Raw genomic sequence first — 23436 nt, 5'->3', positions numbered from 1 at the left:
AGCAGGACCGTTACGCCGGGATCAGCGTCCGGCGCCGGCGGCGGCGCGGGGCGGCGCTGGAGAGCCGCAGTTCGATGACCGAGCGGACGGTGGGCCACTCCTCGTCGAGGATCGAATAGAAGGCCGTGCTGCGCACCGCCCCGTCCAGCCCCCGCGAATGGGCCCGGCGGACCCCCTCGCAGGTGAAGCCGAGACGTTCCATCGCGGCACGGGAACGCCCGTTGCGGGCGTCCGCGCGCAGCGAGATCCGCCGCACGCCCCAGGTCTCGAAGGCGTGGCGCAGCATGAGCAGCTTCGCCTCGGTGTTGATGCCGGTTCCCTGGGCGCCCGGGGACAGCCAGGTGTTGCCGATCTCGGCGGCATCGGGGATCGCGGTCGCCGGATCACCGAAGGGGACCCCGGGGACGGCGGGCCACACCAGCGGACCCTGCCAGTAGTCGAGTTCCAGGAACCGGGTCGAACCGACCACCCGACCGTCAGTGGCTCTGACGACGGCGAACGCAAGCGATCGACCCGCTGCCTGATCGGCGAGGGCACGGTCGATGTACTCGTGGGACGCCTGCAACCCGTGCGGCACGGGAGTGAAGGCGTAAGTCGTACGATCCTCGGCCCCGGCCACGGCCAGGGCCTCGGTGTGGTGGGGGGCGAGGGGCTCGAGCCGCACGGAGCGGCCGGCGAGGAGTACGGGTACGGGCACGGAGCCTTCGGTCCTTCTGGGCGGTGGGGTGGTTGCACAGTGTGCGCTCCTGACGTCACCCCCCGCGCAAAACGCGGGTGAAAGGCAACGGGCTGTCAGGTGAACGCGAGTGGCTCAATGTAGCCCCTTAAAGTCCTCTCATGAACCCCCAATTTGGCAATGGCGCGGCATCGTTTTCGGATGACTTCGGTCCCCGGGGGGCGGAGGCCGTCCTACTGGTCCACGGACACCCGTTCAACCGCTCCATGTGGGCGGCCCAGGCGGCGGCGCTGACCGCGGCCGGCTACCGGGTCATAGCCCCTGACCTGCGAGGATACGGAGAGAACCCGGCGGTGGGGGAGCGGACCCTGCTCGCGGACTTCGCCGACGACCTGGCTGCTCTGCTCCGCCGCCTGGGAATCGAACGGGCGGTCGTCGGAGGAGTTTCCATGGGCGGGCAGATCGCGCTCGAGCTCCGGTTGCGCCACCCGGGTCTGGTGAGGGCCCTCGTGCTCTCCGACACCTCCCCCGTTCCCGAGACCGAGGACGGCAAGGAGTTCCGCCGGAAGCTCGCCGAACGGCTCCTCGCGGAGGGTATGCGTCCGTATACCGAAGAGGTCATTGACAAGATGCTGGCGCCCTACAACGTCACCGGCCAGCCGGAGGCCGCCGCCCGGGTCACGGCCATGATGTGCGCCACCGACCCGCGGGGAGCGGCGGCGGCCCTGCGCGGGCGGGCCGAGCGGCCCGACTACCGGCCCGTGCTCGCCGCCCTGCCCGAGGAGGTGCCCTGCCTGGTGCTGGTCGGCGCGGACGACGCCTACACCCCGGTCGCCGAGGCCGAGGCGATGTGCGCGCTCGCCCCGCACGCCCGGCTCACCGTGATCGACGGGGCCGGGCACCTGCCGGGCGTGGAGCGGCCGGAGGCCTTCAACCGGGCCCTGCTGGAGTTCCTCGCCGTTCTGCCGTGAATGAACGCCCTGGCCGTGCGCCGGGGCTGCGGCTAGCTTGGCCGCCATGCGCGAAGTGATCATGGACAACGGCCGGACGCTGGCAGTGGAGGAGTGGGGGGTACCCGAGGGGGTACCGGTCCTCTATCTGCACGGCAGCCCGATGAGCCGGCTCGCTCGCCACCCCGACGATTCCCTGTTCCGGGAGCTCGGCGTCCGGCTGATCACCTACGACCGGCCCGGGTTCGGGTGCTCCACCCCGGTCGAGGGGCGCCGGGTCGCCGATGCCGCCGCCGACGTGGCGGCCATCGCCGACGCGCTGGGCCTGGACCGCTTCGCGGTGTTCGGGGTCTCCGGGGGCGGCCCGCACGCCCTGGCGTTCGCCGCCCTGCACCCCGGCCGTGTCACGCGGGTGGGCGTGCTGGCGAGCCTGGCGCCGCGCGACGCGGCCGGGCTGGACTGGACCGCCGGCATGAACGAGGGGAACCGGCGCAGCGCCGCCGCCGCCCTGGCCGGGCGGCCCGCCGTCATGGAGCACCTCGCGAACGTCGGGACGGCCGGACTGCCGCCGCTGCCGGAGGTCGAACAGGCCGTCCTGTCCCGGCCGGACGTCAGCGCCATGCTGGGCGCGGCCTTCGCCGAAGCGGTCCGTCCGGGGCTGGACGGCTGGGTGGACGACGTCGTGGCGCTCTTCGGCACCGGGTGGGGGTTCGACCCGGCGGCCATCAGGGTCCCGGTGCGGCTCTGGCACGGCGACCTGGACACCCTCGTCCCGCCCGCGCACGGTGAGTGGCTGGCCGCGCGCATACCGGCGGCGACGCTGCGGCGACAGGCCGGCGCGGGCCATGGCGGCCACTTCGACGCCACCCCCGCGATGCTCGGCTGGCTCGCCGGCGAAGCCGAAGACCCCGCCTGAGATCATCCGGGCATGGACATGGACGACGTACTGCGCCGGCTGGCCGCCGTCGGGCCCTTCTTCTCCGTCCCCTGCGGAGCCGAACCGCCCGGGCCGGGATTCCGGCCGCTCGCGGAGCTCTACGGGGAGCGGCTGGGCCCCTACGTCGAGGAGGTGGGCCGCCGGATCCGGAGCGGCCCGGGGCGGGTCGCGGCCTCCACCGCCCAGTTCGGGCTCGCCTCCCGGCTGTGGTCTCTGGGTCTCGGCTGCGCCGCCCTGTCCGGGCGGCTGCCGGACCTGGACCCCGGCCGGGTGTGGTGGAGGATGCCCGCGGCGGGCTCGCTGGAGCTCTGGCTGCCCGAGCCGGCCGCGGACCTGCCCGCCGAGGCCCTCGGGGAGAGCGTCCTCGGGAACCTCGGGCCGCTGGGCGCCGCCCTGCGGGAGCGGTACGGGGTCTCCGCCAAGGTACTGCGCGGCAACGCCGCCTCCGGGCTGGTCGGCGCCCTGCGCGTGCTGCTCGACCGGGTCCCGGCCGACGAGGGCGCAGCCGCGGCGGAGCTGGCGGGGAGCCTCCTCGCCGACGGCGGGGCGCTGGCCGGCACCGGCTCCTTCATCCACGAACCGGGCCTGGGCGTGGCCTTCGTACGGCGCAGCTGCTGCCTCTACTACCGGGTGCCGGGCGGCGGACTCTGCGGGGACTGCGTGCTGCGCACCCGGTGACGCGAAGGGCCGCCGGGGAGCGGACGTACCTTTCCCCGAGGGCCCTGCCACGTTGCGTCCGGGGCGGACGCCCCTCCGCCCGGTCGGCCGCTCAGCGGGTCGGCCGGTCAGCGGGTGCCGCTCAGCCCGTGCAGACGTCCTCGACGTACCGGCCCTCGGCCATCAGCCCGGACAGCCAGCGCGCCGCCCCGGCCTCGTCGCCGCCGGTGTGGAGCCGGTGCAGTCCGCGGAACGCCTCCCTGACGGCCGGAGCCAGGGCCGAGCCGTTACCGCAGACGCGCACGTGCGCCCCGCGCCCCAGCAGCGACCACACTTCGTCCCCCTCCGCGGTGATGCGGTGCTGCACGTGGACCGCGCCGTCCACCGGGGCGAGCGAGAACGCCGGACGCATCGACACCGCGCCCGCCTCCTCGGCCCCGGCCAGCTCCGCACGGTGCAGGTAGTCCAGGTCCGGGTGGTCGCATCCGAAGTAGCACAGTGCGGGCGGCAGCACCGCGCCCCGGCCGAGCAGGTGCATCCGGTCGGCGATGAACCCCCGGAACGGCGCCAGCCCGGTGCCCGCCCCCACCATGATCAGCGGGGTCCCGTCCGAGGCGCGGAACGCCTCCCGGCACGGCTGCACCCGGGCCAGGACCTGGTCCCCGGGCCGCAGCCCGGCCAGGTGCGCCGAGGCCACTCCCTCCCGGTCGGCCGGCACCGCGACCATCAGGTCCGCGACTCCCGGCAGGGCCGCGGCCGAGGAGGAGATCGAGTAGTAGCGGGGCCGCCGTTCGGGCAGCAGCCCGAGCAGGGTGCCCAACGGCACCTCCGACTCGGGGTGGGCGGCCAGCAGGTCGAACAGTGTGCGCCGGGGCCCGGTGATCTCGGCTGCGAACCGCTCCGCCGCCCGGTCCCCGCTCACCAGCGCCTCCAGTGCGGCGCGCCCCGGGGGACACGGGTGGTGCGCGGCCACCGCGGCGACCTGGGCCGCGGTGGCGACGTCCGCCAGCTCCACGAAGTGCGTGAGGAGCCGGCGTACCGTCACCGGCCGGTCGACCGGGAGCCGGAGCCGGGCTCCCGGCCGGGGGCGGATGTCCACGAGCCGGCCGGGATCGACCCGCAGCAGCCCGGCGGCCCTCTCCACACGGTGCGGCGGATTCTCCGGCAGCACCATCAGGTGGTCGCCGGTCCGGTAGACGGCCCCGTCGGGCAGGGCGATGCGCAGATGACGCTTGGAGCGGCGGAGCGGATGGGAGGCGTCGACGAGTTCCGCATTGTGCAGCACCGTCATCGGGACGACCTCGTGCCGCGCCTCCAGGGCGGAGGTCGCACCGCCCGAGAGCAGCCGTACCTCGTACGCGGACGCGTGGGCGTCCTCGCCCGTGCTGCCGGTGACGTCGGGGTCGCCGTGGCGTTCGAGCAGGGTCCGCCACAGCTGCTCGGCCCAGTCGTCGACCGTGCGGGGCAGATCGCCGGCGGCGTCGGCCTCGGCGCGCGGCAGGAGCCGGGTGGCCCCGGCCCCGGCGAGCCCGGTGTCGATCAGCGCCGGGATCCGCTGGTAGGTCTCGGGCCAGTTCCGGTCGCCGACGCCGAGCACCGCGTACTCGGTTCCCGACAACCCGCCGCCCTCCGCCGCGCCCTGTTCCAGCCAGGCGACGAAGCGCGCGGCGTCGTCCGTCGGGCGGCCGTTGTACGAGGCCGTCACCAGCAGGACCGGCCCGTCCTTGGGCAGCGCCGCGACACGGTCGTCCAGCGGTCCGACGCTGCTGGTGAAGCCGAGTTCGGCGCCCTCGTCGGCGAGCCGGCGTGCGATGGTCCGGCAGGTGCCGAGGTTCGAGCCGTGGAGGACGGTCAGTGCGGTGCCCGGCCGTGCCCGGCCGGCGGCCGCCCGCTCCTGCGGGACGCCGCCCTGCCGGACCCCGCCGTCCGCGCCGACCGCCGCTCCGGCGGGGGCGGGCCGTGCGCGGTCGGCGGCCGTGCGCCGCCGGAGCCGCAGCGTGAACCCGTCGGGCTTGAACGTGAGGATCTGCTGGACGGCGAGCCGGTAGTCCTCGTGTCCGGAGAAGTCGTAGCGGTGCAGCAGCAGTCCGAGGACGAGCGTCGCCTCGTGCATGGAGAACTGGCGGCCCAGGCAGGCACGGACTCCGGTACCGAACGGCTTGAACGCGTGGACGGGCCGCTGCTCCGAGCGTTCCGGTGAGAACCGGTCCGGGTCGAAGGACTCGGGGTCGTCCCCCCACACCGGGTCGCGGTGCAGCATGGGGATGAGCACCCGCACCGCCTGCCCCTTCTTGAGCGGGTACGCGCCGCCGAGAACGGTGTCCTCGTACGCCACGCGGCTGAACATCGGCGCGATCGGCCACAGCCGCAGCGACTCGTCGAGGACCTGCCGGACGTAGCGCAGCCGCCCCACTTCGTCGAAGCCGGGCCGGGGATCGGGCTGGTCGCCCCAGAGAGCGTCCACCTCGGACTTGGCCCTGGCCCAGACGTCGGGGTTCTTGACCAGGTTGTGCAGCGCGAACGTCAGCAGGCTGGCCGTGGTCTCGTGTCCGGCGATCAGGAACGTGATCACCTGATTGCGGATGTTCTGCGGGTCCATCCGCTCACCGGTCGCCGCGTGCGGGGCGTTGAGCATCAGGCCGAGCAGGTCGTCGGCGCTGCTGTCCCCGGCGTCCAGCCGGGCGCGGATCACCTCGTCCACGTGCCGGGCCAGGAACGCGGTGTCCTCGGCGTACTGGGCGTCCTCGGCCTCGTACAGATGGCCGGTGCCCGGTTCGCGGTTGTCCATTTTGCGGGCGTGCACCATGGCGCGCAGCAGCGTGGTGATGACCGGGTGCAGCTCGGGCCGCTCGAAGGAGCCGAACTCGTAGCCGAAGCCGCACAGCCCGATGGTGTCCATGGCCAGCCGGGTCATGTCCGCCAGGACGTCGACCTGCTCGCCGCCCGTGCACCCGTCCCATTTGGTGATGAGCCGGTCGGCCATGGCGAGCATGGTCCCGTGGTAGCCGCGCATCTGGCCGAGTCCGAAGGCGGGCAGCAGGATGTCGTGTGCCGACTGCCAGTTGGGCTCTTCGTTGTACGCGGTGAACAGGCCGTCCCCCGCTATGTGGCGCATCTGCTCCAGCACGGGGTAGAGGTGCTTGCCGAAGCGGGTGTCGTCGGAGAGCTCGGCCACGAGGTCGACGCCGACCGCGACCAGGCGGTCCTCGCCCTGGTGGCGGAGGATGAAGAGCGGAGCCTCGGCCTGTCTGGCGAGGGCCATCATGTGGCGGGTGGGGCCGTGGGCCGCCTCGCTCAGCACGCTCTGGATCACAGGTATGTCCACTGGCAGATTCGCCATTTCCGTCGTCGTCTCCCCTGCTGAGGGAACGCATTGATAAAACGCCCCCTTTGATGGAATCCCTGTCGCTCCTCCGGAAGCTAGCAGGGTCGGGAAGCACGGCTGTCCGACATTGTCTGCAGCTGGCAGCTTCTTGTCATCGGGCGTTCGGCCGCGGTGTGCGTCGGCCATTATGGAATGCATCCAGCCCGTCGGAAAGGACGAGACGTGACGGCGAATGAATCCGAGAATACCCGTGCGACCATCGAGGAGTTCCTGAACCGCTATCGCGGCGGTGACATGGCGGGCGCGGCCGCGGTCTTCGCGGAAAAGGTCGACTTCCGCATTCCGGGTGCGGCACACGTGCCGTGGAGCGGACTGCGCTCGACGCGCGCGGAGTTCGCCGACTTCCTGGCGCTGATGGGCAAGGAACTCGACGGGCGCAGCTTCACCGCGTACCACCTGCTGTGCGACGGTGCCGAGGCGGTCCTGCTGGCCCGGATCACTTCCGTGGCGCGGACGACCGGCCGGCCCTTCGAGACGGCGTTCGCGCTGCACCTGACGGTTTCCGATGGTCAGATCAACCGGTACCACCTCTACGACGACACCCATGCGGCGGCGCAGGCCTTCGCGGCCTGAGCCGCGGGAACGGCAACGGCCGGAGAGGGAGTCCCTCTCCGGCCGTTGCGCTCTGCCGGCAATTGCCTGCCAATCGTGAACCGGTCCTAGAAGGTGAGGTTCCAGGCGTCGATCTTGCCGGTGTCGCCGCCCGCGTTGTCGTTCACACGGAGCTTCCAGGTGCCGTTCGCGACCTCGGAGGAGGCGTTGACGGTGTAGGTCTGGCTGATGTTGTCCGTGCTGCCGCCGGCCCGGTTGTGGACCGTGTAGACGGTGCCGTCGGGCGCGACCAGGTCGACCTTCAGGTCACCGATGTAGGTGTGCGCGATGTTCACGCCGACCTTGAGGGTGGCCGGGGCGTTGCCGGTCACGCCGGTGACGGTGATGGGGCTCTCGACCGTGGTGTTGTCGCCGATGGCGAAGTCCGCGGTGTTCTCGAAGTACTTGCCGGCCGGGGGCGTGGAGCCGCCGACCGCCTTCAGCGCGTCGACCTGGCCCTCGCCGAAGAAGGCGTTGTTGGCCGTGGTGCCGGTGCAGCGGCTGTCCGACGGGCAGGGGATGTCGTTGGCCTGGGTGGCCAGCCGGTCGCGGATCTGCGCCGGGGTCAGCGACGGGTCGGCGCTGGCCATCAGCGCGGCGACGCCCGCCACGTGCGGGGTGGCCATCGAGGTGCCGCTCTTGGAGCCGTACTTTCCGCCGGGCAGCGTGGAGTAGACGTCCTGGCCCGGGGCCGCGACGTCGATGACGCCCTGGCCGAAGTTGGAGAAGGAGGCCTTGGTGGTGCCGGTGCCGTTCGCCGCGACCGTGACCACGCCCGGCAGTTCGGTCGGGATGTCGAGGCAGGCGTTGGTGATGGTGCGGGTGACCGGGGTCGAGTCGTTCGGGCTCGCCGTGTCGGTCGTCTTGTGGGCGAGGTCGTAGTTCTCGTTGCCCGCCGCGGCGATCTGCAGCGAGCCCTTGCCCTCGGCGTACGCCTGGGCGCGGGTGACGCCCTCGATGATGGCGGCCTGGTCCACGTTGTCCGGGCAGTTGAACTGCCACGGGTCGGTGTAGTAGCTGTTGTTGGTGACCTTGAAGCCGTGGTCACCGGCCCAGACGAACCCGCAGATGGTGTTCTCGGCGAAGAAGAACGAGTTGCCCGGCTCGGCCACGCGGACGGCCGAGATCTTCACGTTCGGGGCGACGCCGATGACGCCCTTGCCGTTCTTCGCGGCGGCGATGGTGCCCGCCACGTGGGTGCCGTGGGTGTCGACGTCGCGCCAGGCGCCGGCGCGGGTGTCGGCCTTGCCGTAGGCGCAGGAGACCGAGTCCGCGGCGTTGAAGTTCGGCGCCAGGTCCTGGTGCTGGTCGTCCACACCGGTGTCGAGGACGCCGACCTTGACGGAGGCGGAACCGGCGTTGACGGCCCAGGCCTGGTCCGCCTTGATCTGGCTCATGTCGGCGCGGACCGGCTCGCCGGTCGGGGTCGTCGACTGGGCCGGGTTGGCGGGCAGCGCCGGGTTGTAGGCGTCGGCCGGGACGTCCGAGGTACGGGTGGCGCCGACCTTCTGGACCCCGCTGACCCCGCGCATCGTCGTGGCGAAGGTGCCGGAGGCCGAGTGGGCGACGATCACGCCGATCGCGTCGTAGGACGCGAAGACCGTGCCGCCGTTGGCGGTGACGGCCGAGCGCACCGCCGAGCTGTCACCGGGAGCGGTGATCACGAGGTAGGCGCGGGTGCCGGCGGCCCAGGTCGCACTCTGGGAAGCCGGGGCCGCAGCCTTGGGGGCCGCCGCCGGGGCGGAGGCCGGGGAGCCGGAGGGACCGACGGGAGCGGTGCCGGCGAGCGCGGCGGGAGCTCCGAAGGTGAGGGCGGCGCCGAGAGCGGCCGCCAGCACCATCGCACGTCGAGGTCGGCTGGATATGTGGGGTATCAATGCGTCCTCCGAAGACGGCCCGGCGGTGCTGGTGGCACCTACCGGGCCGTACGAAACGAGTGGTGGACGCAAGATGTCAGACGTGCCGCCCCTGAGGGAAGTACCTTTTAGCGCAGCAGAGTTGAAGATCACATGGCTGAAAATGGCGGTTCGCCACTGTTCGTCGGCCTTTGAGGCGTGAACCGGCCGGGCTGGACACCGTGGGGGCGAGTCCTGCCCGGCCGGCTCCCGCGGGTGCGCGGGCCCGGAGGCTCAGGCCGGCACACCGTCCTTGGGGCCGGCCGCCGGACCGGGCACGGCCGGCGGGGCGGGCGGGGCGGGTTCGGCGGGTGTGCCGTGGCCGTCGTCCACCAGCGTGGTCTCGTCGAAGGGCAGCCGCCCGGCGAGGACTTCGGCGGCCCGCTCGCGGTCGAACTCCTTCGTCCACGTCCCGATCAGGACGGTGGCCACGGCGTTGCCCGCGAAGTTCGTCAGCGCCCGCGCCTCGCTCATGAAGCGGTCGATGCCGACGATCATGCCCACCCCGTCGACCAGTTCGGGCCGGTGGGACTGGAGGCCGCCGGCCAGGGTGGCGAGACCGGCGCCGGTGACCCCGGCCGCGCCCTTGGAGGCGACGATCATGAAGAGCAGCAGCGAGATCTGCTCGCCCAGGGCCAGGGGCTTTCCCATCGCCTCCGCGACGAACAGCGAGGACATGGTCAGGTAGATGGCGGTCCCGTCCAGGTTGAACGAGTAGCCCGTCGGCACGGTGATGCCGGTGACCGGGCGGGAGACGCCCAGGTGTTCCATCTTCGCGATCAGCCGCGGCAGCGCCGACTCGGACGAGGAGGTCGACAGGATCAGCAGGAACTCCCGGCCCAGGTAGCGCAGCAGCGCGAAGACGCTGACACCCGTGCAGACCCGCAGCAGGGTGCCCAGCACCACGAAGACGAAGAGCAGGCAGGTCGTGTAGAAGCCGATCATGATGACCGCCAGGGACTTCAGCGCGTCGATCCCGGTGGCACCGACCACGGCCGCGATCGCCCCGAAGGCGCCGACGGGCGCCGCCCACATGATCATCGCCAGCACGCGGAACACCAGCTTCTGCACGTGTCCGATCCCGCGCAGCACCGGCTCGCCCGACGGGCCCATCGCCTGGAGCGCGAACCCGCACAGCAGCGCCACCAGCAGGGTCTGCAGCACCTCGCCCCCGGTGAAGGCGGAGACCAGGGTGGTCGGGATGATCCCCAGCAGGAACTCCTGGGTGCTCTCCGCCCCGCCCGCCTTGGCCTGCGCCTCGCCGGCCCGTGCCGCGGCCTCGGTCAGGTGCAGTCCGCTGCCCGGCTCCAGCAGGTTCCCCACCAGCAGCCCGATGGCCAGCGCCACCGTGGACATCACCATGAAGTACCCGAGGGCCAGCCCGCCCACCGCGCCGACCTTGGCGGCCTTGCGGACCGAGCCGATCCCCAGCACGATCGTGCAGAAGATCACGGGCGAGATCATCATCTTGATGAGGTTCACGAAGCCGGTGCCCAGCGGCTTGAGCTCCACGGCCACGCCGGGTGCGGCGAAGCCGACGGCGATGCCGAGCAGTACCGCGGCGATCACCGCGATGTAGAGGTAGTGGGTTCTGTCGCGTCTGGCGGCCATGTCGCGGCTCCTGGGTGGTGAAGTGGTTCCGGGAGACCATCGCCCACGCTGTGACCCCGGTCACCCTTGCGTTCATTGAGTTCACGGCCCGGTGCACACTGAGCGCCATGCTCCGCTTTCCCCGGCCGCCCCGCAGCCTCGCCGGCCAGCTCTTCGCCATGCAGGTCCTGCTGGTCGCGCTCGTCGTCGCCGGCTGCGCGGTCTTCGCGTACGCCACCGCCCGCGACCAGGCCGAGGACGCGGCCCGGCGGCAGGCCGGAGCGGTGGCCCGGGCCGTCGCGGACTCGCCCTCCGTACGCGAGGCCGTGCGCGCCGGGGCACCCGGAGCCGACCCCTCCGCCGCGCTCCAGCCCTACGCGGAGCGGGTGCGCACCGACTCCGGGGTGGACTTCGTGACGATCATGGCCCCGGACGGGAGGCGCTGGACCCACCCCGACCCGCGCCGCATCGGCGAGCGCTTCCTCGGCAACACCGCCCCGGCCCTGCGCGGCGGCACCTTCAGCGAGACCTACACCGGCACCCTCGGCCCCTCCATCCGCGTGGTCACCCCGCTCCGGGACGCGGACGGCTCCGTCGTCGGCCTGGTCAGCGCGGGGATCACCGTCCGGGCCATCAGCGCCCGCCTCGCGGAGCAGCTCACGGCCCTCGCCTGGGTGGCCGCCGGGGCGCTGGCCCTCGGCGCGGTGGGTACGTACGTGGTCAACGCCCGGCTGCGCCGCCACACCCACGGCATGGACGCCGCCGGGCTGAGCCGGATGTACGACTACCACCAGGCGGCCCTGCACGGGGTCCGGGAAGGGCTGCTGCTGCTCGACGGCCACCGCAGGATCACCCTCATCAACGACGCGGGCCGCGAGCTGCTCGGCCTGCGCGGGGAGGTCACCGGCAGCGGCGTCGCCGACCTGGGCCTGCCCGCACCGCTCACCGGGGCGCTGCTCGCCGACCGGCCCAGGGTGGACGAGGTGCACCTGAGCGCGGAGCGGGTCCTCGTCGTCAACAGCTCGCCGGTGGCCGGCGGCGGCCGCCGCGGCACCGTGGTCACCCTGCGGGACCACACCGAACTCCAGGCCCTGGCCGGGGAACTGGACCACGAGCGCGGGTTCACGCAGGCCCTGCGCTCCCAGGCCCACGAGGCGGCCAACCGGCTCCACACCGTGGTCTCCCTGATCGAACTGGGCCGCAGCGAGGAGGCGGTGGAGTTCGCCACCGCCGAACTGGAGCTGGCCCAGGCCCTGACCGACGAGGTCGTCGCCGCCGTGGGCGAGCCCGTGCTGGTCGCCCTGCTGCTCGGCAAGGCCGCGCAGGCCCACGAGCGCGGCATCGAGCTGGTCGTCACCCCGGAGTGCGGGGCGATCGAGGCGGGGCCGGGGGTGCCGCCGGCCCGGGACCTGGTCACGCTGCTCGGCAACCTCGTCGACAACGCCCTCGACGCCCTGACGGGGGTGCCGGGCGGGCGGATCACCGTCACCGTGCGCCGGGACGCGGCCGGGCTGCTGCTGCGGGTCGCGGACAACGGGCCCGGGCTGCCGGAGGGGGCGGACGTCTTCCGGCGGGGCTGGTCGGGCAAGGGGGAGGGGCGGGGCCTGGGCCTGGCCCTGGTCCGTCAGGTGGCCCACCGGCACGGCGGCTCGGTGGAGGCCGGCGACGCCCCGGGAGGCGGAGCGGCGTTCACCGCGCGCCTCCCGCTCGCAGGCGGTGCGGGATGAGCGGGCCCGTGCGGGTCCTCGTCGTCGAGGACGACCCCGTCGCCGCCGACGCGCACGCGCTCTACGTCGGCCGGGTGCCCGGCTTCACGGCCGTGGCGGCCGTCCACTCGCTGGCCGAGGCCGCCCGGGTGCTGGAGCGCACCCCCGTCGACCTGCTGCTGCTCGACCTCACCCTGCCCGACGGCCACGGGCTGCGCTTCGCGCGCGGACTGCGGGCGGCCGGGCATCCCGCCGACGTGATCGCGGTGACCTCGGCGCGGGACCTGGCCATGGTCCGCGAGAGCGTGTCGCTGGGCGTGGTGCAGTACGTGCTCAAGCCCTTCGCCTTCCCCACCCTGCGCGAACGGCTGCTGCGCTACGCCGAGTTCCGCGCGTCCGCCGGCGAGGCGGCGGGCCAGGACGACGTGGACCGGGCGCTCGCCGCGCTGCGCGCGCCCGTCTCGGCCCAGCTGCCCAAAGGGCTCAGCGCCCCGACCCTGGACCGGGTCGCGGCGCTGCTGCGGGCGGCGCCCGAGGGGCTGACCGCCGCGGGGGCGGCCGAGGCGGCCGGGATCTCGCGGATCACCGCCCGCCGGTACCTGGAGCACCTGGTGGACACCGGGCGCGCGGACCGCACGCCCCGGTACGGCCAGGTCGGCCGCCCCGAACTGCACTACCGCTGGCTGGTGGCGGCCGGCTCGGTGTCGAACGTGTAGAACTTGCGGTGGTCGAGCATGTCCGCGGGGGTCACGTCGTTCCACGGCCGCATCGTGTCGCGCAGGTCGACCACGTTCGGGGTGCCGGCGGCGGGCAGGTAGGTGGAGTTCGGGTTCTTCGCCTGCCAGTCCGCCCACAGCTTGTCCACGAAGGCGTGGTGCATCCAGAAGACCGGGTCGTTGGGGGAGACGCCGGTGCCCATCTGGCCGCCGACCCACACGTGCACCCGGTTGTGGAGGTTGGCGCCGCGCCAGCCCTCCAGGTTGTTGCGGAAGCCGTTCGAGGAGCTGTTCCAGGGGGCCATGTCGTAGACCGGCATGGCCAGTACGGCGTCCACCTCGGCCCGCGTCGGCAGCTGGGCGACGCCCTCGCCGAGTGCGCGGCGCAGGTAGGAGCGGCCGTCCACGCGGACCGCTATCTCCCACTTGCCCGTCGCGTAGGCGAAGGGACCGTCCATGACCTGCCCGTCGCGGGCGCGGCCGGTGCCGCCGAGGAAGTCGGCGGCCCAGAGGGAGGAGCGGGCGGTGCGGTCGGCGGTCCAGTCCCAGTACGGGAGCGAGACGTTCTTGTCCACCGACTGAAGAGCCGCTTCGAATTCCAGCAGAAAGCGGCGGTGCCAGGGGAGGAACGAGGGGGAGCGGTGGCCCACCCGGTCGCCCGAGTCGGTGTCGCTCATGATGAAGCCGTTGTGGGTGGTGACGAAGCGGTCGTAGCGGCCGGTGCGCTTCAGTTCGAGCAGCGCGTTGGTGAAGGCGCGCTTCTCCTCGGCGGTCAGCGTGGCCTGGTTCTTGCGCACGGTCATCACATGCCGCCCATCTGCATCGGGGCGAGCTGGGCGCCCTGGAGCTCGCGCACGGCGGCCCGGGCCAGCGTGGTGGGGTCGGTGAAGGTCTCGTAGTGGTTGACGACGCTGATCCAGGTGCCGTCGGCGTTGCGCATGACGTGCAGCTCGCGGCCGTCTATGCGGACGGTCGGTATCCCGGCGCCGCCGTGGTGGCCGCCGTGGTGACCGCCGCCGGTGGCGGGGGATATCTGGATGCGGCGGCCCTGGTACACCTCGTCGACGGTGCCGGCCGGGGTGGTGGCGGCACGGGAGTCGGTGGCGGCGGCGTGCGCGGTGGCGCCCGCGATGCCGAGGACGGTGAGTGCGCCGGCAGTGGTGCCCAAGGCCTGCCGACGGGTGATCTTGTTCATGGCGGAAGAACTATCAGGGCCTGTACGACAGTTGACCGCTATCCGGACATCGGCGGATAAGTTCTACGTAGAACCATTTGGACGATCTTCCCGTCCGGACCGGCTCCAGTGGCCCGGACGGGAAGATCTGCGGAAGAAATACTACTCGACGGTAATTTTTTCGGCCGGGCGGGGGGTCCTATGGAGGGGGTCACACCCGGGACTCGGCCGGAAGCCGCGCCGGAATCCGCCCCGCGCGACCGGTTTTCGAGGGTTTCCGAAGCCGATATGTGTTGCAGTTTGCCCCTATAGTCCGGATATGGCTCTTCATCAGACGAAGGACACGCACGCCCGGGACGACGGGACGGACGTGTTCACGTCCGCCCTGAGCGGCCAGATCCTCCCGAAGTTCCGGATCCCCGATGACCACTCGCCCTCCGAGGTCGTCTACTCGCTCCTGCACAACGAGCTGCTCCTCGACGGCAACGCCGCCCAGAACCTGGCCACCTTCTGCACCACCTGGTCGGACGACGCCGTGCACCGCCTGATGAACGAGTGCCTCGACAAGAACATGATCGACAAGGACGAATACCCGCAGACCGCCGAGATCGAGGCCCGCTGCGTCAACATCCTGGCCGACCTCTGGAACGCCCCGCCCGGCCACGTCGGCACCGGCTGCTCCACCACCGGCTCCAGCGAGGCGGCCATGCTCGGCGGCCTCGCCCTCAAATGGCGCTGGCGCGAGCGCCGCCGCGCCGAGGGCAGACCGGCGGACCGGCCCAACCTGGTGTGCGGCCCGGTCCAGGTCTGCTGGGAGAAGTTCGCCCGCTACTTCGACGTCGAGCTGCGCCAGGTCCCCCTGGAACCCGGCGCCACCGGCCTGCGCCCCCACCAGCTCGCCGCGTACGTCGACGAGAACACCATCGGGGTCGTCGCCATCCTCGGCGTCACCTACACCTGCGACTACGAGCCCGTCGCCGAGATCGCCGCCGCCCTCGACCGGATCCAGGCCGAGCACGGCTGGGACGTACCCGTCCACGTGGACGCCGCCAGCGGGGGCTTCGTCGCCCCCTTCCTCCACCCCGACACGGTCTGGGACTTCCGGCTGCCGCGCGTGGCCTCCGTCAACACCTCGGGGCACAAGTACGGGCTCGCCCCCCTCGGCGTGGGCTGGATCGTCTGGCGCACCGCCGACCTGCTCCCCGCCCGGCTCGTCTTCGACGTGGACTACCTGGGCGGCGACATGCCCACCTTCGCCCTCAACTTCTCCCGCCCCGGCGGGGAGGTCATCGCCCAGTACTACCTCTTCCTGCGCCTGGGCCGCGGCGGCTACCGGCGCGTCCAGCAGGCCTGTGCCGACACCGCCCGCTACCTGGCCGCCGAGATCGAGGGCATGGGGCCCTTCACCCTGCTCTACGACGGCCAGGGCGCCCTGCCCGCCGTCTCCTACACCCTCACCGACCCGGCCGGAGCCGGCTTCAGCCTCTACGACCTCTCCGACCGGCTGCGGATGCGCGGCTGGCAGGTGCCCTCGTACCCGCTGCCCGCGGACCGGCAGGACACCGTCGTCCAGCGCGTGCTGATCCGGCACGGGGTGACCCGCGACCAGACCGCCCTGCTCGTCGACGACCTGCGCCGGGCCGTGGAACACCTCACCGCCGCGCCGCAGCCCGTCCCCGCCGCCGCACCCCGGTCCGGCTTCCACCACTGACCGGCGGCCCCACGGCCCCACGGCCTCACACCGACGCCTACCAGCGCATCCCCAGGGCCGTCAGCGCGGCCACCCGCTCCGGGGCCAGCTTCGCCGCCCGGGAGCGCTGGTTCGCGATCCACGCGCCCAGCCGCACCTCCTGCCCGCCGACCGGCTCCACGTGCGTGCGCGGCACCCGCAGGTGCCCCTCGCGGGCGTGGAAGCGCCGGGCGGCCTCCAGGTGCCCCGCCCAGGCGGCGGCATGGCTCCGGCGCGGGGGCGGGCGCTCCGCCTCCGTGGCCGGCGACAGCCCCAGCCCGTGCTCCAGCAGCCAGCGCTGCGCCCAGGCCAGCCGGTCCCACCCCAGCCGCTGGCTCCGCACCCACAGCCCCAGGTCCTCGCCCTGGACCACGACCGAGCCCGGGCCGAGCGGCACCGCACCGCCCGCGTCCAGGTGGGCGCGGGTCAGCCGGAACGCCCGCTGCCAGCCGATGTCCCACGCCGGGCACCAGGACGCGTCGATCTCCTCCAGGGCCTCCCGGCGCTCCTGCGGCAGCGCACCCGGCCCCTCCCGCCGGGCGGCGGCCCGGTTGTTCTTCATCCACACCCCGACCGGCATCCCGTGCCAGGTCGCCTCCACCGGCGGCAGCAGGTGCCCGTGCGCGGCGGCCCAGGCGCGGGCCGCCACGAGCCCCTCCTCGAAGGCCACGTCGAAATGGCTCCACACCATGCCGAGTTCCTCCAGCTCACGGGCCCGCTCCCGGCCCAGCGCACCCCTGCGGTACGTGCGCCGCGCGTCCGCGATCCACTGGCCGAGCGGGAAACCCGCCAGCGCCGCCGGCCACTCGGCCCGGCCCTCCGGCACCCGGAACGCGAACGGCACCTTCAGGTCCCCGGCCGACGCCGCGTAGACCCGGGCCGCCTCCGCGCCCCGCCGCCACTGCGTGTGCTCCGGGTTGAGCACGCGCAGCCGGATGAAGGCCGCCAGCAGCGCCGGATCCCGCGGCACGGAGAAGCTCAGCAGCGCCCGGGCGCCCGCCCCGGGGCCCGTGCCGGTCCCGGCCGCCGCCGGGGCCTTCGCCGCCGCGCTCGGCGCCTGCGGCTGGGCCAGGGCCTCCACCAGCCTGGAGTCGTGCGCCCTCAGCGCCTCCAGCAGCCGCGCGAGGTCCCCGTACGCCCGTGACGTCAGCATCGACTCCGGGGACTCCCCGGGCCCCAGCAGCACCGGCACCACCAGGGAGGCCACCTTGCCCTCGCCCGGCCGCATCCGCAGCGCCCGGCCCACCGCCTGCACCAGGTCCGGCATGGAACCGCGTACGTCCGCCCAGAAGACGGAGTCGCACTCCTTGGTGTCCACCCCCTCGCCCAGCACCCGCACGCTGCCCAGGAACGCCTTGTCCGCGACCCGGTCCGCGGCGAACGCCTCCAGCACCCGCCGCCGGTGCGCCGCCGTGTGCTGCCCGCACAGCCAGTCCGCCCAGACCGTGCGCGGATACACCGGCAGCGCCGCCCGGCTCGTCACCCGCATCCGGGCCGCGACCGCCGGAAGCCCCGCCGCGAACGCCTCGGCCTCCTTGGTCAGGTGATGGAACACCAGAGTCCGCCTGAAGCCCTGGTCCGCCGCGGCCTTCACCAGAGCCGCCTGGAGCGCCGCGATCCGCATCCCGCGCACCCGGTCCGAGCGGCCGTCGGCGCCCAGCAGCACCGCCGACTGGAACCCGGGGTCGCTGACATCCACGCACACCACCCGGTACGGGGCGCAGATGCCCCGGTCGATGGCCTCCGACAGCGACAGGGTGTAGCAGCGGGCGCCGAACGGCCCCTGGGGATCGTCCTCCATGGACGCGACGAGCTCGCCGCGGCCCCGCGGCTCCGCGCCGCCGGCCGTCTCCGCCGCGTACGCCCCCGCCCCCGACCCGGCCTCCTCCTCCGGCTCCTCGGCCTCCTCGCTGTCCTCGCCGTCGCGCCACACCCGGGGCGTGGCCGTCATGTACAGCCGCCGCACGGAGGGGATCCGGGCGTTGTCGTGCACCACCGCCCAGGGCTTGCCGATCCTGCCCGAGGTGCGGTGCGCCTCGTCGACCACGACCAGGTCCCAGGACGGCAGCCCCGCCAGGTGCGCCCCCTCGATGGTCCCCAGGCCCAGCGAGGCGTACGTGGCGAACACCGTCACCCGCTCCACCGGCCGCGACCCCCACCGGGCCAGCTGCCCCGGAGCGGTCGTGGTGGGCACCCCCACGTCCTCGCCGCGCAGCGAGCACACCGCGAGGGCCCGGCCCGTGCGGCCCCCCTCCCGCCAGGCGGCGACGGTCTGCACGAGCAGGTCGAGGGAGGGCACCAGCACCAGCACCCGGCCCGCCCGCAGCTCCTCGGCCGAGCGCACGGCGACCAGGGACTTGCCGGACCCGGTCGCCATGATCACCTGGGTCCGCAGGCCCCGCTCGGGCACCCGGCCGGTGGCCGGCAGCTGGAGCGCGCGCACGACGGCGTCGACGGCCTCGCGCTGATGAGGGCGCAGCTCCGGCCTCGCCATACACCTCACCTCACCCGCGTTGATCTGCTCGTTCCGCTCCAGCCCCTATCTTGCCCGGATTCTGAGTCAAAGAGGAGCGCGGGCGGCCGACCGGGTCAGCGCGCCCCGAAGTTCTGCGTCCACCAGGGGCCGCCGGACCCGGAGTGGATGCCCACGCCGATGTCCTTGAAGGAGCAGTTGAGGATGTTCGCGCGGTGGCCCGGGCTCTTCATCCAGGAGTCCATCACGGACTGCGCGGTCTGCTGCCCCTTGGCGATGTTCTCGCCGTACGTCGACCACCGGTACCCGGCGGCCGTCGTCCGCGCCCCCGGGTCGGCCCCGTCGGGGTTGGTGTGGTCGAAGAAGTCCCGCCGCGCCATGTCGTCGGAGTGCCCCTGGGCGGCGTTGCGCAGCTGCGCGTCCTCCTTCAGCGGGCCGCAGCCGGCCGCCGCGCGCTCCGAGTTGACCAGGGCGATGACCTGCCCCGCCACGCCCGCCGGAGCCGGGGCCGGCGGGGCCGGGGGCTTCGCGGTGCTCTTCGTCGGCGCGGGAGCCGCCGAGGTCTTCGCGGTGCTCGCCGAGGCCGATGGGGAGGCCGAAGCGGAAGCCGACGCGGAGGGCGAGCCCGACACCGGAGCGGAAGGCGAGGCCGAGGCGGAGCCGGACGGCTGCGGCCCGGCGGAGTCGGGCGCCGAGAGCGCGGCCAGCGGGGACGCGGGCGCCCCGCCCGCCTCGGTCTTCTTCGAACCGGGCAGCTGCCCCAGGTACACCAGGCCGCCGCCCGCGACGCACGCGGCGACCACCGCGCCGCCGATGGCCCGGCGCCGGTTCCGGCGGCGCTTGCGCTGTGCCGCGCGGCCGTCGGGGCCGTCGGGGCCCTCGGTACCGCCCGCCGCGGCCCCGCCCTTGCGCCGGGCGGCGCGGCCCGGGCCCGACACCACCGGCGAGAGCTGGGTCGCCGCGTCGGCGAAGGCCACGTTCGCCGGGGCGTAGCCGGCGGCCACGGTGGACCGTACGCCCGCCAGCAGCGCCGCCGTGACCGGCACCAGCGCCAGCCCGGCCAGCAGCCCCTCCGCCGGCACCAGGCCGTTCCACAGCCCCGAGCAGCGCAGGCACTCGCGGGCGTGCCGGGCTATTCGCTTGCGCCACAGCGCGGAGGGCCGGCCGTCCCAGGTGCCCGTCATCGCCCGCAGCCCCTCGCAGGGCGGCTGCGTCTCAAGGGCCCGCTCCACCACGCGCGCGGACTCCAGCTGCGCCTTCATCCGCTGCACCCGTACCGCCGTGTGCTGCGGGGTCAGCTCCAGCGCCGAGGCCACGTCGGCCCGGGTCAGCTCGCCCGCGCACTCCAGCCACCACAGCGACAGCAGCGCCCGGTCGTCGGGCTCCAGCCAGCGCGTGGCACGGGCGGTCTCGCGGCGCTGTCCCGACAGGTGGAGCCGGGTGACCGTCAGGTCGGCGAAGTCGGCGCCGGGATCGGCGATGTCCTGGGCGGCCTCCAGCCCGCTCTGCCCGGGGCCGCCGCTGCGGGCCTGCCAGTGCGCCCGTACGCGGTTCATCGCGATGGCCACCAGCCAGGACCGGAAGCTCTCGTCGGACCGCAGCGTGCCCAGCCCGTCGAGCGCGCGCAGCATGGTGTCCTGCACCACGTCGTCCACGTCGTGTGACCCGTTCAGAGCCCGCCCGACCACGTTGTAGACCAGCGGCAGGTGGGCGCTGACCAGCTCGTCCTGCGCGCGGGGATCGCCCGCGCGGGCCGCTGCCACCAGCTCTGCCGTGTGCTGTGTACTCATGTGAAAGTCCCTGTCCGTACCGGCGGTCGATGTTGCCCGATAACTGGGAGACCGTCGAGTGCGGCCCGGATAACGCTTATCCGGAGGAATCTTTTTCGCCGCCGCCCGGGGCGCGCCCGCCGCCGCCCGCCGGAACGGGCTGATGGCGGCGGGCGCGCCCCGGGCCACCCCACCACCCCGCTCCGGCGCCCCCACCGCCGTCGCCGGGCGAGGGGGTGACCGGGCGGCCTTCCCGTGTGTATGGTCTAGACCATCAAGTCGGGCTGTACGACGCACCGTTCCACGCCGTGGAACAGCCGGGAGGGTTCCGTGTCCTGCCATCCGTACGCGGTGCTGGCCGCCCAGCGCCTGCTCCCGGTGCTGCGGAGCGCCGACGCCGGCCGGGCCCTGCGGGCCACCGGGGAACTGCTCGGCGCCGGGTGCCGGGCCGTGGAGCTCACCACGTCCACCCCCGGCTGGGCCCGGGCCGTCGCCCGCGCCGCGGCGCTCCGAGACGCACGGGGGCGTGACGCGGTCATCGGGGTGGGCACGGTGACCACCGCCGCCCAGGCCGGGGCGGCCCTCGAAGCCGGGGCCGCGTTCCTCGTCTCGCCCTACCCCGCCCCCGAGGTCCGCGAGGTCGCCGCACGGCGCGGGACGCCCTTCCTCGAAGGCGGCTTCACCCCCGGGGAGATAGCCGCCGCCGTCCGGGGCGCGGGCGCCGCGAAGGTGTTCCCCGCCCACGTGGGCGGGCCCGGCTTCATCCGCTCCCTCAGGGCCGTGCTCCCGGACGCCGTACTCGTCCCGACGGGCGGGATCCGGCCCGGCGAGGTCCGCGGCTGGCTCGACGCGGGCGCGACCGCCGTCGGCGTCGGCAGCGGCCTGCCCGCCGACCCGGGGGAGCTGGCCGGGGTGTTCGCGGAGCTGGCCGGGCCCTGCTGCGGCGGGGAGGGGTGCTGACCGTGGCCGCCCCGCGCTACGACGTCCTCGTCCTCGGCGAGGTCCTGGTCGAGATCCACGCCGAGACCGCCCTGCGCGCGGCCGCCGACGGCACCGCCGCCCGGATCTCCTACTCCGGCGACGCCCTCAACGCCGCCGCCGCGGCCGCCGCGGCCGGGGCCCGCACCGCGCTCCTGACCGTCGTCGGGGAGGACGAGCTGAGCGTCCCGCTGCTGCGCCGTGCCGCCGAGCTGGGCGTGGACGTCGCCCACGTCCACCGCGCGCCCCGCCCCAACGGCGCCTACCTGCTCTCCGCGGACCCCGACGGGGGCCGGGAGTTCGTGTACTGGCGCACCCGCAGCGCCGCCTCCACCCTCGCCCCGGCCCACGTCGAGGCCTGGCTCCCGCTGCTGACGGGCTGCCGGGCGCTGATCACCAGCGGGATCACCGGCGCGCTCTCCCCGGGCAGCCGCGCGGCCGTGCTCGCCGCCGCCCGCGCCGTCCACGCGGCAGGGGGGCACGTCACGTACGACCCCAACTTCCGTACGCGGCTGACCCGGCGCGCCGAGGCCAGGTCCTTGCTCGCCGGGATCGCCCCGCTGACCGGGCTGCTCAAGACCTCCTGCCCGGGCGACGCGCTCGCCCTGGTGGACACCGTCGACCCGGCCACCGCCGCGGCCCGCTACCGGGCGCTGGGGGCGCGCACGGTGGCCGTCACCGCCGGCCCGGCCCGGCTGCTCCTGGACGACGGCACCCGGGCGGTCCACCACCCCGTCCCCGTCGACCCGGCACCCGTCGACACCACCGGCGCCGGGGACTGCTTCACCGGCACCGCCACCGCCCGGCTCGCCCTGGGCGACCCGCTGTCCCGGGCGGTGGCGTACGGCCTGGCGGCGGCCTCCCTGTCGGTGGCGGGCCGCGGCGGCACGGGCCGCGTACCCGCCTTCAGCGAGACGGCCGCGCTCACCGCCCGGCTTCCGCCGCCCACTGCTCTTCCTCCCAGGCCTCGGCTTCCTCGGCCTCCCGGTCCGGCTGCTCGTACGGGAGCGGGTCCGTGACCCAGCCCGCGGCGAGGACCAGGCGGGAGGTGCGGTGCACCGCCAGGAAGCCGAAGGGGCGGTGGAAGGCCACCGCCGCGTGGCGCACGCGGTAGGGGAAACGGGGCGCGCAACCGGCCGCGAAGCCGATCGCCGTCACCGCGGCGGCTTCGAAGCCCGTCGCGTGGAAGCGGGCGAGCGCCGACTGCCGCGCCGAGCCGATGGCCAGGGGGTCCGGGCTGATCCCGGGGAAGTGGCCGGAGCTGCTGTCCGAGGCGGCGCCCAGGCCGAACAGCCGGGCCTGCTCCAGGAGATCGTGGTCGGCACGGACCTCGAAGGCGGGTGTCTCGATGGAGAGCCGGGGCTCCGGCGACGTCGAGGGGACCATCGTGATGGACAGGCCCGGGCCGGGGCCGCCCGCGGGCAGGAGGCTCGCGGGCGTCGCCGGGCGCGCCCGGGTGACGGCCTCGATCCCGGTGCGGAGCACCTCGCCGGGCGAGGCCTCCGGCCCGCCCAGCACGAGGTGGACGTCCACCCCGGTGTCCCCGACCACCTCCGCCAGCGTGACCGGACCGCAGGGGCCGTGCGCCACCCGGACCCGGTCCAGCAGGGACGTGCTCCGGTGCAGCATGACCAGTTCCCGGCCGGCCCACGGACCGTCGTACACCTTGCCGGGCCACTCCTGGAAGGGCTTGATCCACTTCAGTCGCAGCGCGAGCGCGGAGGCCAGCACCAGTCGGACCGCGTCCGGGCCCTGCGGCAGCGCGATCGGCATGCGCTCGACGAGTCCGTCCGTACGCTCGGCGGTCCACGCGTCCAGGGTCTTGCCGTCGGTGTCCGGGTCGCCGGTCAGAGTGCCCCGGGTGCCCTCGGGGAGGCGGGACAGCCAGGGGGCCTCCAGGGGCAGGTCGGCCCCGGCCCACAGACCCGTCGCCTCCCGCAGGCCCCGTACGCCGGCCAGCCCGGCCAGCAGCTCGCGCGCGGCCTCCGCCGCGTCCTCGGGGGGTATGCCGAGCGCTTCGGACAGCTCCGCGCGGGCCGGTCCGGCCGCTCCGTCCGCCATCAGGGCCAGCAGGGGCCAGACCCCCGCCGCGGTGAAGACCGTACCCCCGTCCCCGCCGGAGGCTTCGGCGGCCCAGCGCGCCGTGAGCCGGTTGACCGCCCGTACTGTCGAGTTCCTCATGCCGCGGAGCGTACGTGCTGGGGCGCCGC

At 74.1% G+C, this 23436-nt stretch carries 18 protein-coding genes; 9 read left to right on the top strand and 9 right to left on the bottom strand.

Features of this window, described 5'->3' with window-relative positions; translation table 11 throughout:
* Positions 1-10 precede the first annotated feature (10 nt).
* Entirely contained in the window at positions 11-697 is a 687-nt protein-coding gene (locus tag ACZ518_RS07835; protein WP_469112122.1) for a GNAT family N-acetyltransferase, read from the bottom strand.
* A gap of 140 nt (positions 698-837) precedes the next feature.
* Here ACZ518_RS07835 and ACZ518_RS07830 point away from each other — a divergent pair, with 140 nt between their 5' ends.
* From ACZ518_RS07830 to ACZ518_RS07820, 3 genes are read left to right on the top strand one after another with little or no spacing between them, the layout of a single operon-like run.
* Positions 838-1647, top strand: coding sequence for an alpha/beta fold hydrolase (locus ACZ518_RS07830; RefSeq protein ID WP_469112121.1), 810 nt, complete (start codon positions 838-840; stop codon positions 1645-1647).
* Positions 1648-1693: 46 nt separating this feature from the next.
* Entirely contained in the window at positions 1694-2542 is an 849-nt protein-coding gene (locus ACZ518_RS07825; protein ID WP_469112120.1) for an alpha/beta fold hydrolase, read from the top strand.
* A 12-nt stretch (positions 2543-2554) separates the two neighbouring features.
* The gene (locus ACZ518_RS07820) at positions 2555-3241 is read left to right on the top strand and encodes a (2Fe-2S)-binding protein (RefSeq protein ID WP_469112119.1); all 687 of its coding nucleotides are present in this window, start codon (positions 2555-2557) and stop codon (positions 3239-3241) included.
* A 121-nt stretch (positions 3242-3362) separates the two neighbouring features.
* Here ACZ518_RS07820 and ACZ518_RS07815 read toward each other — a convergent pair whose 3' ends face one another.
* On the bottom strand, positions 3363-6560 hold the full coding sequence (locus ACZ518_RS07815; RefSeq protein WP_469112118.1) for a cytochrome P450: 3198 nt from the start codon (positions 6558-6560) through the stop codon (positions 3363-3365).
* A gap of 207 nt (positions 6561-6767) precedes the next feature.
* Here ACZ518_RS07815 and ACZ518_RS07810 point away from each other — a divergent pair, with 207 nt between their 5' ends.
* Positions 6768-7178 (top strand): nuclear transport factor 2 family protein, encoded by a 411-nt coding sequence (locus ACZ518_RS07810; RefSeq protein ID WP_469112117.1) that lies wholly within the window; start codon positions 6768-6770, stop codon positions 7176-7178.
* Positions 7179-7264: 86 nt separating this feature from the next.
* On the opposite strand, the gene ACZ518_RS07805 is transcribed toward ACZ518_RS07810, so the two are convergent.
* Together ACZ518_RS07805 and ACZ518_RS07800 are read right to left on the bottom strand one after the other, a co-directional pair.
* Positions 7265-9034, bottom strand: coding sequence for a S8 family serine peptidase (locus tag ACZ518_RS07805; RefSeq protein ID WP_469112346.1), 1770 nt, complete (start codon positions 9032-9034; stop codon positions 7265-7267).
* A gap of 291 nt (positions 9035-9325) precedes the next feature.
* Positions 9326-10702: a cation:dicarboxylate symporter family transporter gene (locus ACZ518_RS07800; RefSeq protein WP_469112116.1), complete on the bottom strand. Its 1377-nt coding sequence runs from the start codon at positions 10700-10702 to the stop codon at positions 9326-9328.
* 107 nt (positions 10703-10809) lie between these two features.
* Here ACZ518_RS07800 and ACZ518_RS07795 point away from each other — a divergent pair, with 107 nt between their 5' ends.
* Both ACZ518_RS07795 and ACZ518_RS07790 read left to right on the top strand, forming a co-directional pair.
* Positions 10810-12408, top strand: a complete 1599-nt coding sequence (locus ACZ518_RS07795) for a sensor histidine kinase (RefSeq protein ID WP_469112115.1) — start codon at positions 10810-10812, stop codon at positions 12406-12408.
* A complete protein-coding gene (locus tag ACZ518_RS07790; RefSeq protein WP_469112114.1) occupies positions 12405-13103 on the top strand; it encodes a response regulator in 699 nt (232 codons plus the stop codon). The genes ACZ518_RS07795 and ACZ518_RS07790 overlap by 4 nt, the downstream gene beginning before the upstream one ends.
* On the opposite strand, the gene melC2 is transcribed toward ACZ518_RS07790, so the two are convergent.
* Positions 13061-13906, bottom strand: a complete 846-nt coding sequence (gene melC2 / locus ACZ518_RS07785) for a tyrosinase MelC2 (protein ID WP_469112113.1) — start codon at positions 13904-13906, stop codon at positions 13061-13063. The genes ACZ518_RS07790 and melC2 overlap by 43 nt on opposite strands.
* The gene (gene melC1, locus ACZ518_RS07780; protein WP_469112112.1) at positions 13906-14298 is read right to left on the bottom strand and encodes an apotyrosinase chaperone MelC1; all 393 of its coding nucleotides are present in this window, start codon (positions 14296-14298) and stop codon (positions 13906-13908) included. Before melC1 ends, melC2 begins: the two co-directional genes overlap by 1 nt.
* A 298-nt stretch (positions 14299-14596) precedes the next feature.
* On the opposite strand from melC1, the gene ACZ518_RS07775 reads away from it, so the two are divergent.
* On the top strand, positions 14597-15988 hold the full coding sequence (locus tag ACZ518_RS07775; RefSeq protein ID WP_469112111.1) for a glutamate decarboxylase: 1392 nt from the start codon (positions 14597-14599) through the stop codon (positions 15986-15988).
* A 37-nt stretch (positions 15989-16025) separates the two neighbouring features.
* On the opposite strand, the gene ACZ518_RS07770 is transcribed toward ACZ518_RS07775, so the two are convergent.
* Together ACZ518_RS07770 and ACZ518_RS07765 are read right to left on the bottom strand one after the other, a co-directional pair.
* Complete coding sequence (locus ACZ518_RS07770; RefSeq protein WP_469112110.1) at positions 16026-18500, bottom strand: helicase associated domain-containing protein; 2475 nt, start codon at positions 18498-18500, stop codon at positions 16026-16028.
* Positions 18501-18595: 95 nt separating this feature from the next.
* Positions 18596-20269, bottom strand: a complete 1674-nt coding sequence (locus tag ACZ518_RS07765) for a sigma-70 family RNA polymerase sigma factor (RefSeq protein ID WP_469112109.1) — start codon at positions 20267-20269, stop codon at positions 18596-18598.
* A 309-nt stretch (positions 20270-20578) separates the two neighbouring features.
* Here ACZ518_RS07765 and ACZ518_RS07760 point away from each other — a divergent pair, with 309 nt between their 5' ends.
* Both ACZ518_RS07760 and ACZ518_RS07755 read left to right on the top strand, forming a co-directional pair.
* Positions 20579-21208, top strand: a complete 630-nt coding sequence (locus tag ACZ518_RS07760; RefSeq protein ID WP_469112108.1) for a bifunctional 4-hydroxy-2-oxoglutarate aldolase/2-dehydro-3-deoxy-phosphogluconate aldolase — start codon at positions 20579-20581, stop codon at positions 21206-21208.
* Positions 21209-21210: 2 nt separating this feature from the next.
* The gene (locus ACZ518_RS07755; RefSeq protein WP_469112107.1) at positions 21211-22245 is read left to right on the top strand and encodes a PfkB family carbohydrate kinase; all 1035 of its coding nucleotides are present in this window, start codon (positions 21211-21213) and stop codon (positions 22243-22245) included.
* On the opposite strand, the gene ACZ518_RS07750 is transcribed toward ACZ518_RS07755, so the two are convergent.
* Positions 22151-23407, bottom strand: a complete 1257-nt coding sequence (locus ACZ518_RS07750) for a serpin family protein (RefSeq protein ID WP_469112106.1) — start codon at positions 23405-23407, stop codon at positions 22151-22153. The genes ACZ518_RS07755 and ACZ518_RS07750 overlap by 95 nt on opposite strands.
* Between the last annotated feature and the right edge of the window lie 29 nt (positions 23408-23436).

It is taken from the genome of Streptomyces sp. NPDC033966 (genome assembly GCF_055575955.1).
This window is presented reverse-complemented; position numbering and strand designations above follow the sequence as displayed.

Excerpts from the sequence above, each read along its gene's own strand:
- ACZ518_RS07830 (WP_469112121.1), top strand. The coding sequence starts at position 838 with ATGAACCCCCAATTTGGCAATGGCGCGGCATCGTTTTCGGATGACTTC.
- ACZ518_RS07825 (WP_469112120.1), top strand. The coding sequence starts at position 1,694 with ATGCGCGAAGTGATCATGGACAACGGCCGGACGCTGGCAGTGGAGGAG.
- ACZ518_RS07820 (WP_469112119.1), top strand. The coding sequence starts at position 2,555 with ATGGACATGGACGACGTACTGCGCCGGCTGGCCGCCGTCGGGCCCTTC.
- ACZ518_RS07815 (WP_469112118.1), bottom strand. The coding sequence starts at position 6,560 with ATGGCGAATCTGCCAGTGGACATACCTGTGATCCAGAGCGTGCTGAGC.
- ACZ518_RS07800 (WP_469112116.1), bottom strand. The coding sequence starts at position 10,702 with ATGGCCGCCAGACGCGACAGAACCCACTACCTCTACATCGCGGTGATC.
- ACZ518_RS07795 (WP_469112115.1), top strand. The coding sequence starts at position 10,810 with ATGCTCCGCTTTCCCCGGCCGCCCCGCAGCCTCGCCGGCCAGCTCTTC.
- ACZ518_RS07790 (WP_469112114.1), top strand. The coding sequence starts at position 12,405 with ATGAGCGGGCCCGTGCGGGTCCTCGTCGTCGAGGACGACCCCGTCGCC.
- melC2 (WP_469112113.1), bottom strand. The coding sequence starts at position 13,906 with ATGACCGTGCGCAAGAACCAGGCCACGCTGACCGCCGAGGAGAAGCGC.
- melC1 (WP_469112112.1), bottom strand. The coding sequence starts at position 14,298 with ATGAACAAGATCACCCGTCGGCAGGCCTTGGGCACCACTGCCGGCGCA.
- ACZ518_RS07775 (WP_469112111.1), top strand. The coding sequence starts at position 14,597 with ATGGCTCTTCATCAGACGAAGGACACGCACGCCCGGGACGACGGGACG.
- ACZ518_RS07770 (WP_469112110.1), bottom strand. The coding sequence starts at position 18,500 with ATGGCGAGGCCGGAGCTGCGCCCTCATCAGCGCGAGGCCGTCGACGCC.
- ACZ518_RS07765 (WP_469112109.1), bottom strand. The coding sequence starts at position 20,269 with ATGAGTACACAGCACACGGCAGAGCTGGTGGCAGCGGCCCGCGCGGGC.
- ACZ518_RS07750 (WP_469112106.1), bottom strand. The coding sequence starts at position 23,407 with ATGAGGAACTCGACAGTACGGGCGGTCAACCGGCTCACGGCGCGCTGG.